This is a genomic window from Ochrobactrum sp. BTU1 (genome assembly GCA_018798825.1).
Lineage (GTDB): Bacteria > Pseudomonadota > Alphaproteobacteria > Rhizobiales > Rhizobiaceae > Brucella.
In genome coordinates this window covers 2,190,132-2,204,270 of record CP076354.1, presented here as the reverse complement: position 1 = coordinate 2,204,270, position 14,139 = coordinate 2,190,132, and the positions used below count along the sequence as shown (strand labels likewise).

Sequence of the window (14,139 nt, the reverse complement as noted above, 5' to 3'; positions counted from 1 at the left end):
CACTTGCTGCGGGGTTTTTTTTGGTCAGAATTTCCCGGAAAGCCGGACCATGGCACCAAACGCATTGTCCCGCGATGCCGTGCGGGTCACATAGGGTGTCAATGAAAGTTCAACCGCATCGCTGACGGCATAACTCACACTTGTCCAGGCGGAGCCTCGGGTATGTGAGAAGTCGGAATCGAGCGTCAATACGCCGATATAATCAGCTCTGGCGTCAAATTCGGGATCCTTGTGCGCAACATCCTGCTCGATTTCGAGATTGATCGACCATCGGATTCTGTTGGTCAGCGGCATAGCGAAATTTGCACCCGTATAAGCCGTTGTCAGCTCATACTTCATTTCGCCATAAGTGAACGGAAACAGCGCATTGCTTTCCGTATAGCCATCCATGGACAGATTACTGTAGCCCAGACCGCCATAATAGCCGAGACGGGCATTATGGAAATTGAGATTGTCTGTCCGCCCCAGTTCCAGCGCAGTGCTCCAGCCTTGTAACCTGCTTTCGCCGGTTCCAGCTTCTGTATAGGCGAGCTTTGGCCGCGTGATGTCGGTATCATAGCGATTGGTTGCCAGGCTCGCCCGCATATACCAATCCCCTATAGCGGTCTTGTCTTTCCACTGCGCAAAGATGCCAGTGCCGAAATTATCGCTTCCGGTATCAAAACCGTCCGGCAGATCACGCCAGAAAGAATGGGCGAGGGTGACACCTGCTGAAAAATTGTCGGTGAAGCCGTGACCAAGCGTGAAACCTGTCAGCAAATCCTTCTGACCGCCAAAGCCGCTGATATCGGTAAAAAGCGAATAGCAGGTTTGACCGGCTCTTTCGATGTCGCAGAAGTTTTGCAGCTTGTTCAATGTAAGGCGCTGAGCCTCCATCGCCGAAAAGCTGTTACTTGCCTGTGTGAAGACCGTCGCAACCGTATGATCAAGGTCGATGGTTGTTGGAGACGTGACAGGTTTTTCAGCAGAAGGGTTTTCCGTTGGACCGGAGCCCGGATTTGTCGGCATGGTACCTGGGTTGCCTTCAGGCTCAGTTGGTATCGTTCCCGGATCAGGCTTTGGAAATTTCCACAACGTGGCGTGAAGCGCTCCTTCAGCTGTTTCAGCTGTTCCGGCAATCACACTGCCATCCCCTGATACATCCCAGGCAATCGCGTTGTTGCCGCCAATAGTTCCCAAATCAATCATGCCGTCACTGGCTGTCCAGCGAAATGCACGAAGCGTCATCGTATCGGTATAGCTATAGCCAACGATCGCTGTGCCATCGTCGCTGAGGCTGAGAGCATGAGACAGGCCGCCGCCTAACGAGTCCAGACTGATCATGCCTGCTTCCTGGGTCCAGCGAAAAGCCTGGTTGAACCCATTGTTAAATGAGGCTGTCCCCACCACAACCTTGCCATCGTTTGAAACCAGATCGGCAATACTATGCAGCGCATTTCCGTGACTATTGATATCGACCATGCCGGTCTCGGCAGTCCAGCGGAATGCATGCTGGGAGCTATCGGCGGTGTCGCTGGTGCCAACAACGACACTCCCATCAGCGGAAACGGCACGCGCTGTCGACGTGTTCCCACCCAAAGTTTGAAGACTTATAATGCCACTGGCTTCGGTCCATCGGAAGGCGTGGACATCGGACGATGCCGTCAAGCTATAACCCACGATCGTACTGCCATCAGCCGAAATCGCATGGGTAAATGACGATGACCCGCCAAGTGTACCGATGCTGGTAATGCCATCCTGAAGTGTCCAGCGAAATGCATTGGTTATGGTGTCGCCTGCGAGGTAGCTGTCTCCGGTAACAACAGTTCCGTTGGCCGAAATTCCTCTGGAATATGAATTCGTTCCGCCCAGTGTTCCGATATCTCTTATTCCGGTTTCGCGGGACCACCAGAAGGCATGTGATTCATTTTGATTGACAAATGCGCTGCCTATTGCGGCAAGACCATTGGATGAAACTGCCAAAAGTGCTGTTCGTTCTGAACCGCTTAACGAGCCGATATCGGTTATACCGGCCGGCGTCACGATAAAGGATTTATCGTAATCACCGCCCGCAGATGATCGGCGTATGCCAATTGTTTTGCCATCCGCTGATATGCCAGCCGCATCAGCACGTTCACCGCCAAATGAACCATGAACCTCGAAAGTGGGTACATCAGCCCATGCTTGAGAAGTGAAAAAACTAAGTATTATAGATTTTATAATTATCTTATATTTTTTCATTAAAGTAATAACTCTCTATTAGAGTCTTATAAATTTAGTATATTTAATAGGTATGCAATATATATTGATTCTACTTAAACGTGTATTTAAATTTACAGCTGTGATAATTTGGTGATGTTGAGCTACTCGATTGATGAGCGGTAAAGCAGAGGCGTGTAATATTGCTCCGCGCCCGAAAGGGGTGCAGCTTGCTCAGGGTTAAGAGCTGCCATTTTTCTTTTTCGGCGGTCAGTTTAAGCCGTAAACCGCCAGAAGAGTTTTCATGCGGGTAAGGGCAATTTCCGGATGATCGAGAACATTTGCCTGATCCGCGAGGCGGAAGATATCGGCATAATGCAGGATACTGCGTGCCGATTGCATTCCGGCGGGCATGGTGAAATGGCTTTGATGTCCATTGAGCCAGGCGAGAAACACAACGCCTGCTTTGTAATATTGCGTCGGTGCTTCAAAGATTTTGCGCGATAGTGGCACAGTTGGCTCGATGATCGCGCGGAAGCGGGCATTGTCACCGTCGGCAAGGGCGGCAAGCGCGCTTGAAGCCTGTGGTGCTACGGCGTCAAAAATGCCAAGCAGCGCATGACTGTGCTTGTCGCCGTCGCCTTCGATGAGTGGTGCATAGTTGAAATCATCGCCCGTGAAACAGAGAACGCCGTCCGGCAGGCGATTGCGCAGCGCGATCTCGTAGCGCTCTTCGAGCAGCGAAATCTTGATGCCTTCAACCTTGTCGCGATTGGCCTCTATAATGCCGATGACCGTATCAAGCGCGTCTTCAAACTTGTCTGAACCCCAGTAACCTTTGAGTTGTGGGTCGAACATGTCGCCCAGCCAGTGCAGCACGACCTTATCTCGGGCATGGGTGAGAATATGGCCATAAACCTTGGCATAATCCTCTGGCGAGCGGGCGATGCGGGCGAGTGCGCGGCTGGCCATCAGAATGAAACGACCGCCGTGCTTCTCGATGAATTCAGCCTGGGTTTCATAGGCTTTAATCACGTCATCAAGGCTTTTTGCCTCAGAAGGATCGAGATGGTCGGTGCCAGCGCCAGAGGCCAGGTCAGCGCTTGCTACGGTCTTGCTTTCTGCCAGCGAGCGGCGGATCAGCTCCTGCGCTCCGGCCCAATTGAGACCCATGCCGCGTTGCGAGGTGTCCATCGCTTCCGCGATCTGAAAGCCGAGGCTCCAGAGGTGATGCCGGAAAGCCATAGTCGCATCCCAATCAATCGTCGGATCGTTCCACGGATTATTGTCTCCCAGCGGGTCTGAAACAACATGCGCTGCGGCATAGGCAATGCGATTGAATTTCGGAGGTGAGGCGGGGCGCGGTGTCGGGGTGCCGATCAGGTGATATGGTTTTACACTGCCGTCAGCGAATGGCAGGGTCAGCACGTTTTCTGATGATGCGCTCATGTCAGTCCTCCAACTCCACGACGACATGAATAATTTAGATCGTTCCAAATTTCAATATGGTGCTTAAAAAATGCGATTTCAGGCTCTGATTTTGCATTTAGCGTCGCGAAATGCTTCAAAAATTAAGGAAAACCGATGTCAAGAATATGGCAATTCCGTGTTTATTAAAAAAGTTGACAAATTTGGATCGTTCCAATTAACTTAAGGGAACAGGAGACGGATATGAGCAAGAGCAGCATCACGGTCATCGATATCGCACGCGAAGCAGGCGTGTCGAAGTCGACTGTATCGCTTGTTCTGCGCGATAGTCCTCTGGTTCATGCCGAGACCCGGGCTAAGGTTCAGGAAGCGATTGAGAAGCTCGGCTATGTCTATAATCGCTCGGCCGCCAATCTCAGGCAGTCGAAATCGAAGATTATCGGGCTTGTGGTCAATGATCTGACCAACAGCTTTTTTGCCGAGCTTGCCGTTGGTGTTGATCGTGTCATGCAATCGGCAGGTTATGTGCAGTTTCTCGCCAATACAGCGGAAAGCATTGATCGTCAGCGCGAAGTGATCGCCTCGATGCGTGAGCATGGCATTGCCGGGCTGATCGTTTCGCCGGCGCGTGGCACCGAGGCTAGTGATCTGAAACCATTGGCAAAAAGCGGCCTGCCGGTTGTGCAGATGGTGCGTGATGTGCCGGGATCGGGTGTGTCGTCGATTGTTTCGGATAATCGTGGCGGCGTGGCAAAGGCGGTTGAGCATCTTCTCTCGCTGGGGCATCGCGTAATCGCTTTCATGGGCGGTTATGCGGATACCGCTGTTTTTGCTGAAAGAGTTGCGGGCTATCGTGCGGGACTTGAGCAAGCGGACATCGTGTTTGATGATGCGCTGGTCTTCACCTCTGCGCCTTCGCGTGCTGGCGGTGTTGAAGCAGTTGAGCGCATGTTGCGGCACGGCATGAAGCCGACGGCAGCGGTGTGTTTCAATGATGCTGTGGCCTTTGGGGTCTGCGATGGTTTGCGCGCTGCAAATCTGGAGCCGGGCCGGGATTTTGGAGTGGTTGGTTTTGACGATGTGATCGAAGCAAAGACCGCTGTTCCGGCACTGACAACTGTGGCTGTTGATCCGCAAGGTTTGGGAGAACGTGCGGCGCAGCTTTTGCTGAAACAGATCAATTCGGAACGGGTGGAGGCGGAGGCGCAGCGCTTGTCGGTGCGTCTTGCGGTGCGTGCAAGTTGCGGTACGCAATCTAAAAAGGAGGAGAAATTCGCATGGCAAAGTGGGGCCTTATAGGCGCAAGCACCATTGCAAAAGAATGGGTTATTGGTGCCATTCGCGCGACCGGTAGCGAAGTTGCGTCCGTTTACAGCACCAATGCTGAGCGTGGCGAAACCTATGCCCGCGAGAACGGGATTGCCCGCTCGGTGACAAGCCTTGATGCGCTGTTGTCCGATCCGGAAATCGACGCTGTCTATATCTCCACTACCAATGAACTGCACCGCGATCAGGCGATTGCCGCCGCCAAAGCAGGCAAGCATATTCTGTGCGAAAAGCCGCTGGCGCTGACGATTGGCGATGCCCACGAAATGCTAAAAGCCGTGCGTGAAGCGGGCGTTGTGGCGGGCACAAATCATCACTTGCGCAATGCTGTAAGCCACCGCGCCATGCGTGATGCGATCGCTCAAGGCAAGATCGGCAAGGTGCTTGGCGCGCGGGTTTTTCACGCGGTTTATCTGCCGCCGCATTTGCAAGGCTGGCGCATTGAGCGCCCTGATGCGGGCGGTGGTGTGATCCTCGATATTACCGTGCATGATGCCGATACATTACGCTTTGTGCTGGGTGAAGACCCGGTCGAAGCTGTGGCTTTCAGCCAGCAGGGTGGCCTGAGCGGCGCAGGGCTGGAAGACGGTGTGATGGGTGTGCTGCGCTTCTCCTCCGGCGCGATTGCTCAGTTCCACGATGCATTCACCACCAAATATGCGGAAACCGGCTTTGAAGTGCATGGCAGCGAAGGCTCACTCATTGCACGCAATGTCATGACGCAAAAGCAGGTGGGAACCGTCATTCTGCGTGACAAGGATGGCGAGCACGAATTGCCGCTCGACCAGAAGAATCTCTACGAAACCGCCTTGCAGGCTTTCCATAATGCCATCGCAGGTAAAGGTCAGCCTTCCGCAACTCTGGAGGATGGCATCTGGTCGCTTGCGACCGGGCTTGCCGTGCTAGAGGCTGCAAAGACCGGTAAGGCAACTGCTGTTCATTCAGGACTTTGAAAATTATGAGCAAACATATTTCATTTGCGGAAGCAGCATCACTTATTCCCGACAACGCTGTCGTTTCGGTTTCTTCGTCGAGCGGCCTCGGCTGTCCGGATATGATGCTGAAAGCCATTGGCGAGCGTTTTGATGAAACCGGTCATCCCCAGAATATCACCACGCTGCACCCAATTGCCGCTGGCGATATGAGTGGCATCAAGGGTGTCGATTACATCGCCAAAAAGGGGCTTCTTAAAAAGATCATCGGTGGTTCTTATCCGTCAGGGCCATCAAGTTCTGAGCCGCCGCTGATCTGGCAGATGATAACCAATAACGAGATTCCGGCCTACAATATTCCGTCTGGTATTCTGTTTGATATGCATCGCGAGGCGGCTGCCAAGCGTCCCGGTGTACTGACCAAAGTGGGGCTTGATACCTTCGTTGATCCCAAGCGTCAGGGATCGGCAATGAACGACAAGGCGCGTGAGGAGCCGGTCGTCAAGCAGGTCAGTTTTGAAGGTGAGGACTGGCTCTATTTCCCCAATATCGTGCCGCATGTGACGATCATCCGCGCTACCACTGCTGATGAACGCGGCAATCTCACCTATGAACATGAGGGCGCATATCTTGGTGGGCTGGATCAGGCGCTGGCTGCGCGCAACAATGGCGGCATAGTCATTGCGCAGGTAAAGCGCATCGCCAAGGAAGGCACGCTGAAACCGCATGATGTGCGCGTTCCGGGCGTTCTGGTTGACTATATCGTCGTTGATCCCGACCAGAAGCAGACAACACAGACACTTTACGATCCGGCAATTTCCGGCGAGATTTTCCGTCCGCTCGATACATTCCGCTTGCCGGAGTTCAATATTCAGAAGGCGATTGCGCGGCGTGTCGCACAGGAGTTGCAGGCAGGAAGTGCGGTTAATCTTGGCTTCGGCATTTCCGCCAATGTGCCGCGCATTCTGTTGGAAGAGGGTCTGCATGGTGCGGTGACCTGGGTGATTGAGCAGGGTGCTGTTGGCGGCGTGCCGCTTCTCGACTTTGCCTTTGGCTGTGCGTCCAATGCAGACGCCTATATGCCGTCACCCTATCAGTTCACCTATTTTCAGGGCGCAGGCTTCGACGCCTCGCTTCTGTCCTTCCTTGAGATCGGACGCGACGGCTCGGTCAATGTGTCGAAGCTGTCATTCCGTCCGCATGTGACTGCTGGTGCTGGCGGTTTTGTCGATATAACTGCAAGGGCCAAGAAGATCGTCTTCTCCGGCATGTTCAATGCAGGGGCGAAATTGTCGGTCGCTGACGGCAAGCTGGTGATTGAGAAGGAAGGTAAGCTCAAAAAGCTCGTTAATGAGGTTGAGCATGTTACTTTCTCCGGTCCGCGTGGTGTCGAGCAGGGGCAGGATGTTACTTATGTCACCGAACGCGCGGTTTTGAAGCTCACGGCGGAAGGGATTGTACTCACCGAGATTGCGCCGGGTGTGGATTTGCAGACGCATATTCTGGACCAAGCCGAGTTTCCGCTGATTGTTTCGGATCAGCTTAAACTCATGGATGAGGCACTGTTCCGTGACGAGCCGATTGGTCTGACACTGCCGCAAAAGCCTGCGCGAAAGCTGGAGGCATAAATGGCTCAACGGATAGACATCTCGATTGAGAACCACATCGCCGTCATAACCATCAAGCGGCCCGAAAAGCTCAATGCGTTTGATATCGAGCTTCTGCACGAATTGTCTGCGGCCTGTGATCGGGTGGAAGCGGAGTGCACCGTGCGCGTTGCGATCCTGACCGGCGAAGGCAAGGCTTTTTCCGCAGGCGGCGACATCAAGGCCTGGGGCGGCATGGAACCGGCAGAATTCGGCCATGCCTGGGTGCGCTACGGTCATCGGGTGTTCGAGCGGCTTGCGACTTTGCGTGTGCCGCTGATCGCAGCAATGAATGGTCATGCTTTGGGTGGTGGTCTGGAACTGGCAGGTGCCGCCGATATCCGCATTGTCGAACGACAGGCAAAAATCGGCCTGCCGGAAACATCGCTTGGTATGATCCCCGGCTGGTCGGGCACGCAGCGTCTCGTGCGCCGTTTCGGTGCGCAGATCGTGCGCCGCATGGTGCTGGGTGGCGAAATGTTCACGGCCGAGGAAGCGCTGTCGCATGGGATTGTCGATCATGTAGTGGAGACGGGCGCAGCTCTGCAGGCGGCGCAAGACTATGCGGCGCGGGTGGCCAAGCGCGGACCGGCTGCGTTGGAAATTTCCAAGCTGATGCTGTCGGTCGCCAATGGCGAGGACAATGGCACGGCAGTTGAGGCGCTGGGTTCCATTCTGGTCGCCAAGACCAGCGATCTGAAAGAAGGCGTGCGCTCATTTACCGAAAAGCGCGAAGCAAATTTTGAAGGAAAATGGTGATGAGCGTAGTCGTAAAACCGCAGCCGCTAAACGGGCTTGAAGTTCGTGAATTCTCGATGCTGATCGATGGTAAATGGGTTGGAAGCCAAAGCGGCGAGACTATTGAACGCGTAGCGCCCGGCCATGGCGTGACGGTGAGCCGTTATCCCGCTGGCAAGAAGGCCGATGTGGATCGCGCGGTAGCTAGCGCACGTAAGGCTTTCGATGATGGGCGCTGGTCGTCTAAAACCGCATCTCAGCGTTCGCTGATTTTGCTGAAAGCCGCCGATCTGATTGAAGCGCGGGCCGAAGAGCTTGCTTATCTCGATGCAATTGAAGCCGGCAAACCAATTTCTCAGGTGCGCGGCGAAATTGCCGGTTCGGTCGATATCTGGCGCTATGCGGCAGCGCTCGCACGCGATCTGCATGGTGAAAGCTATAATACGCTGGGTGATGGCACCCTTGGTGTCGTGCTGCGTGAGGCAATTGGCGTTGTTTCCATCATTACGCCTTGGAATTTCCCGTTCTTGATCGTGGGCCAGAAGCTGCCATTTGCTCTGGCTGCGGGCTGCACGGCAGTCGTAAAGCCTTCGGAGCTGACTTCCGGATCGACATTGTTACTCGGCGAAATTCTGACTGAGGCAGGCGTCCCTGACGGTGTCGTCAACATCATCACCGGAACGGGCGCTGATGTCGGCCAGCATATGAGCACGCATCCGGATGTGGACATGGTGTCGTTCACCGGTTCCACAGGTGTGGGCAAGCTGACCATGGCCAATGCGGCGCAGACGCTGAAAAAAGTGTCGCTGGAGCTTGGCGGCAAGAACCCGCAAATCCTGTTCCCGGACGCGGATATGGATGCCTTTATCGACGCGGCCGTGTTCGGCGCATGGTTCAATGCAGGCGAGTGCTGCAATGCCGGTTCGCGACTGATCGTGCATCGCTCGATTGTCGATGAGATTGTTGGGCGCGTTGCTGATCTGTCGAAGAAAGTGATCGTCGGCGATCCGCTCGATGTCAGCACGCAAGTGGGCGCGATCATCACGCCACAGCATTTGAGCAAGGTTGGCGCTTATGTCGATCAGGCGAAAAAGGCGGGCGCTGCAATTGCCCATGGCGGCGACGTGCTGGATCTCGGCCTTGGCCAATATATGGGACCGACCATCATTGCAGGTGTGAAAGCCGACATGGCTGTTGCGCGTGAAGAAGTGTTCGGTCCGGTTCTGTCGGTGCTGTCTTTTGATACGGTGGATGAGGCTATCTCCATTGCTAATGCGGTTGATTATGGCTTGTCAGCTGGCGTGTGGAGCTGCGATTTCGATACTTGCATGAACATTGGCCGCAAGGTGCGGGCTGGTACGGTCTGGATGAACACTTTCATGGACGGCACGCCGGAACTGCCTTTTGGCGGTTACCGCCAGTCAGGTCTGGGCCGCGAATTGGGTCGTCATGCGGTGGAGGATTATACCGAAACCAAGACGCTCAACATGCATATCGGTGCGCGTACCGGCTGGTGGATGCCGCAGGCTAAGTAGGGAGTGACGGCTTTGGGAGGACAGCCGGATATCGTCATTATCGGATCGGGTATCGGCGGAGCGACAATGGCCGCCGGTCTTGCAGCGTCCGGTGCAGACATTCTCATTCTGGAGGCGGGCGAGCATTTGCCGGACAGACCGGAAAACCGCGACCCACGCGCCATTTTCCAGCGTGGCTTCTTTCGCCCGAAAGAGTTCTGGTATGAGACGGATGGCACGCCGTTTAATCCCGGAAATTATTACAATGTCGGCGGCAATTCCAAATTCTATGGCGCAGTGCTGGTGCGCTATCGGCGCGAGGATTTTGAGGAGCTTGCGCATCTTGAAGGCGTGTCTCCGGCGTGGCCCTTCGCCTATGATGAGCTTGAGCCCTGGTATTGCAAGGCGGAAGAGCTTTTTCAGGTGCGCGGTGAATTGGGCGATGACCCGACCGAACCCTATCATTCAAAGCCCTATTCCTATCCGGCCATCCGTGATGAAAGCCCGATTGCCGATTTGCGTGCACGGCTGAAGAGAGCAGGGTTGCATCCGGCTTCCTTGCCATTGGGTGTTGATATTGAGCGCTGGCTGGCGAAGGCCAAAACGCCGTGGGACGCGCATCCCAACAGCAATGACGGCAAGATGGATGCGGAGACTTGTCCGTTAGCACTTGCGCTCAAACATCCAAATGTCCGGCTTGAAACCTCCGCGCGGGTAACGAAGCTGGAAACCGGGCCCGATGGTAAAACCATTACCGCCGTTCACTATGCGAAGAATGGCGAGGCATTGGTCCTTCGGCCCAAACTGGTCATTCTTTCAGCGGGAGCCGTGCAGTCAGCAGCGCTTTTGCTGCGTTCGGGAGTGGCGAACCGTTCCGATCAGGTCGGTCGCAATTTCATGAACCACAATGCCAGTGCGGTGATTGGGTTTGATCCGCGTTATCGCAATGACAGCGTCTACCAGAAGACTTTTGGCTTTAACGATTATTATCTCAGCGATGGGGCTGGCGGGCCGCCGCTTGGCAATGTGCAATTGCTGGGGCGTGTGTCGGGCGCGATCCTGAAATCCAATATACGCCAGGTGCCGGAATGGTTTTTAAACCGCATTGCCGGACATACGATTGATTTTTACGCGATGAGCGAAGATCTGCCATCGCCGGAAAGTCGCGTGAGCGTGGATGGTGATCGCATCATTCTGCATTGGGTGCGTTCCAACTGGAAGGCGCATTTGATGCTGGTTGATAAGCTCAAATCCGCGCTGCGTGCAGCAGGATTTCCAATCGTGCTGTCGCGGGCGTTCGACAGGCGAACACCATCGCATCAATGCGGCACGGTGCGTATCGGCGATAATCCAGCAACAGCGCCGCTTGATCCTTATTGCCGTGCTTATGACCATCCCAATCTCTATGTGGTTGATGCATCGTTCCTGCCGACATCGGCTGCGGTCAATCCTGCGCTGACGATTGCGGCGCAGGCTCTGCGCGTTGCCGACCACATTAAAACGGAGGTACTGGTATGAGCCGTCAAAGACCCGTGGCACTGGTGACTGGCGGGCGGCGTGGTATCGGGCTTGGCATCGCGCGTGCTTTGGCCGCCAAAGGGTTTGATCTGGCGATTACCGACCGTGAACGTGATGAGGCGGTTATCCAAGAATTGCGCGGGCTTGGGGGAAGGGTGGCTTTCTTTGAAAGCGATCTGGCGTCTATCGAAACGCATGAAGCGACGGTTGCAGCCGTTGTGAATGAGCTTGGCGGCATCGATTGTCTGGTCAACAATGCGGGCATGGGTTCGGTCGAGCGCGGCGATTTTCTCGGGCTGAAACCTGAGAATTTCGACACGATTATTGATGTGAACCTGCGCGGCACGGTGTTTTTTACGCAAGCGGTGGTGAAATCCATGCTGGCGGTGACGGATGTGCGTTTTCCACGCAGTATCGTGACGATCAGTTCGGTTTCGTCGGTAATGACTTCGCCCGAAAGGCTTGATTACTGCATCAGCAAAGCAGGTCTGACAGCCTTCGTGCAGGGGCTTGCGCTTCGGCTGGCCGAAGCACGGATCGGCGTGTTCGAGGTGCGTCCCGGTATCATCCGCACCGATATGACAGCGCGTGTTGCCGAGCGTTATGACGGACTGATCGAAGGTGGTCTGGTGCCGATGAAACGCTGGGGCGAGGCAGGCGATGTCGGCGCTATTGTGGCCGGGCTTGCAGGCGGCGATTTCATTTTTGCGACGGGCTCGGCGATCAATGCCGATGGTGGCCTGTCGATTGCGAAGCTTTAGTTTCTCGGGAGGAGAAACGCATGAAGTATGACTATATCATTGTTGGCGGCGGTCCTGCCGGTTGCGTTCTCGCCAATCGTCTGAGCGAAGATGCAGCGATCAAAGTGCTGCTGCTGGAAGCAGGCGGAAGCGACTGGAATCCGCTGTTTCACATGCCTGCCGGTTTTGCAAAGATGACCAAGGGTGTGGCGAGCTGGGGCTGGGAAACCGTTCCGCAGAAGCATCTCAAAAACCGTGTGTTGCGCTATACGCAGGCGAAAGTCATTGGCGGCGGCTCCAGCATCAATGCGCAGATTTATACACGCGGCAATGCAGCCGATTATGATCTCTGGGCTAATGAGGACGGCTGTACCGGCTGGGACTATCGTCATGTGTTGCCCTATTTCAAACGCGCCGAAGACAATCAGCGTTTCAATGATGATTTTCACTCCTATGGCGGGCCGCTTGGCGTTTCGATGCCGTCTGCACCATTGCCGATTTGCGACGCCTATATCCGCGCGGGTCAAGAACTCGGCATTCCGTATAACCCGGATTTCAATGGTCGTGAGCAGGCAGGCGTCGGCTTTTATCAGCTAACCCAGCGCAATCGCCGTCGCTCGTCAGCATCCCTTGCCTATCTCGCGACGATCAGGGATCGCAAGAACCTTACCGTGCGGATGAATGCGCCGGTGCGCAGTATCGATCTGGAAAAGACCCTAGTCACCGGCGTTACACTGATGAACGGCGAGGTTTTGCGCGCAAACCGTGAGGTGATTGTCTCGTCCGGCGCTATCGGCTCACCTAAGCTTCTGCTGCAATCGGGTATCGGCCCTGCTGATCAACTTAAAAAGGCTGGCGTTAATGTGAAGCACGATCTGCCGGGTGTGGGTGAGAACATGCAGGATCACCTCGATCTGTTTGTCATTTCCGAATGTACGGGCGATCACACCTATGATGGCGTGGCAAAGTTGCATCGGACGCTGGGCGCGGGCCTGCAATATATCTTTCTGCGCTCCGGCCCGGTGGCCTCCAGCCTCTTTGAGACCGGCGGCTTCTGGTATGCTGATCCGGATGCCCGCTCACCGGATATTCAGTTTCATCTGGGGCTTGGTTCGGGCATTGAAGCTGGCGTTGAGAAGCTCAAGAATGCAGGCGTGACGCTTAATTCTGCTTATCTGCATCCGCGTTCGCGTGGAACCGTGCGGCTGGCTTCCAATGATCCGGCTGCAGCACCCCTCATCGATCCGAATTACTGGAGTGATCCGCATGATCGGAAGATGTCGCTTGAAGGTCTGAAGATCGCGCGCGAAATTTTGCAGCAAGACGCACTAAAGCCCTATGTCATGGCCGAACGTCTGCCGGGGCCAAAGGTCGTCAGTGACGATGATCTGTTCGATTATGCCTGCGCCAATGCCAAGACCGATCATCATCCGGTCGGCACCTGCAGGATGGGGACAGATGCGATGGCCGTTGTCGATCTGGAACTTAAAGTGCGCGGTCTTGAAGGTCTGCGGGTTTGCGACAGCTCGATCATGCCGCGCGTTCCCTCGTGCAACACCAATGCGCCGACCATTATGGTCGGCGAAAAGGGTGCGGATATTATTCGCGGTCTCGACCCGCTGCCGCCTGTTGTGTTTTCATGGGAGAAAAACGAACACAAGCGGCGCGCGCGGGGTTAGTCTTCGTTCACCTCAAAACGCAGATAACCCGCGATGCCGGAGCCTTTGTAGTTCGGATTGTCGGACGGGTGGTTCACGCCGTCATTGACCGGAATGACCTTGAAGTCGAAAGGTGAGACGCCTTCGAGACAGGCGGCATTGACACCGAATTGTTGAGGGTTGGATCGGCGCTGGTGGAAGGTGTAGATCCCGCATTTCGAGCAGAAATAATGCTTGGCCGCGCCCGTATTGAATGTGTAGAGCGTCAGCGCATCTTCGCCTTCCAGAACTTCAACGCCATTCAGATCTGCGGAAACGGCGACAGCTCCACGCATTCGGCAATAGGAACAGGTGCAGCGGCGCGCAGTGTTAAGGCCATCTGATAGTTTGACGCGAAAGCGAACGGTTCCGCAGTGGCAGGCACCATTGGCAACTTCAATATTGGGGTTCATTCGGATCTC

General features: G+C 55.0%; 11 protein-coding genes. 8 read left to right on the top strand and 3 right to left on the bottom strand.

The window, feature by feature from the left end; translation table 11 throughout:
• Window positions 1-24: 24 nt before the first annotated feature.
• The gene (locus tag KMS41_10640; GenBank protein QWK77524.1) at window positions 25-2,220 is read right to left on the bottom strand and encodes an autotransporter domain-containing protein; all 2,196 of its coding nucleotides are present in this window, start codon (window positions 2,218-2,220) and stop codon (window positions 25-27) included.
• A 228-nt stretch (window positions 2,221-2,448) separates the two neighbouring features.
• Entirely contained in the window at window positions 2,449-3,627 is a 1,179-nt protein-coding gene (locus tag KMS41_10635) for a dihydrodipicolinate synthase family protein (GenBank protein QWK77523.1), read from the bottom strand.
• 222 nt (window positions 3,628-3,849) lie between these two features.
• Between KMS41_10635 and KMS41_10630 the strand changes: the two genes are divergently transcribed.
• The 8 genes from KMS41_10630 to KMS41_10595 are packed head-to-tail and all read left to right on the top strand — an operon-like array spanning window position 3,850 to window position 13,699.
• Window positions 3,850-4,905: a LacI family transcriptional regulator gene (locus KMS41_10630; GenBank protein ID QWK77522.1), complete on the top strand. Its 1,056-nt coding sequence runs from the start codon at window positions 3,850-3,852 to the stop codon at window positions 4,903-4,905.
• Entirely contained in the window at window positions 4,884-5,885 is a 1,002-nt protein-coding gene (locus tag KMS41_10625) for a Gfo/Idh/MocA family oxidoreductase (GenBank protein ID QWK77521.1), read from the top strand. Before KMS41_10630 ends, KMS41_10625 begins: the two co-directional genes overlap by 22 nt.
• Before the next feature lie 5 nt (window positions 5,886-5,890).
• Entirely contained in the window at window positions 5,891-7,492 is a 1,602-nt protein-coding gene (locus KMS41_10620; protein ID QWK77520.1) for an acyl CoA:acetate/3-ketoacid CoA transferase, read from the top strand.
• Window positions 7,493-8,269 carry an enoyl-CoA hydratase/isomerase family protein gene (locus KMS41_10615; protein QWK77519.1) on the top strand — a complete coding sequence of 259 codons (777 nt, stop codon included), beginning with the start codon at window positions 7,493-7,495 and terminating at the stop codon, window positions 8,267-8,269.
• Window positions 8,263-9,783 (top strand): aldehyde dehydrogenase family protein, encoded by a 1,521-nt coding sequence (locus KMS41_10610; protein ID QWK77518.1) that lies wholly within the window; start codon window positions 8,263-8,265, stop codon window positions 9,781-9,783. Before KMS41_10615 ends, KMS41_10610 begins: the two co-directional genes overlap by 7 nt.
• Before the next feature lie 12 nt (window positions 9,784-9,795).
• Window positions 9,796-11,280 carry a GMC family oxidoreductase gene (locus tag KMS41_10605; protein QWK77517.1) on the top strand — a complete coding sequence of 495 codons (1,485 nt, stop codon included), beginning with the start codon at window positions 9,796-9,798 and terminating at the stop codon, window positions 11,278-11,280.
• The gene (locus KMS41_10600) at window positions 11,277-12,041 is read left to right on the top strand and encodes a 3-ketoacyl-ACP reductase (protein QWK77516.1); all 765 of its coding nucleotides are present in this window, start codon (window positions 11,277-11,279) and stop codon (window positions 12,039-12,041) included. Before KMS41_10605 ends, KMS41_10600 begins: the two co-directional genes overlap by 4 nt.
• A 20-nt stretch (window positions 12,042-12,061) precedes the next feature.
• Window positions 12,062-13,699: a GMC family oxidoreductase N-terminal domain-containing protein gene (locus tag KMS41_10595; protein ID QWK77515.1), complete on the top strand. Its 1,638-nt coding sequence runs from the start codon at window positions 12,062-12,064 to the stop codon at window positions 13,697-13,699.
• Here the strand turns inward: KMS41_10595 and KMS41_10590 are convergent.
• On the bottom strand, window positions 13,696-14,130 hold the full coding sequence (locus KMS41_10590) for a GFA family protein (GenBank protein QWK77514.1): 435 nt from the start codon (window positions 14,128-14,130) through the stop codon (window positions 13,696-13,698). The genes KMS41_10595 and KMS41_10590 overlap by 4 nt on opposite strands.
• Between the last annotated feature and the right edge of the window lie 9 nt (window positions 14,131-14,139).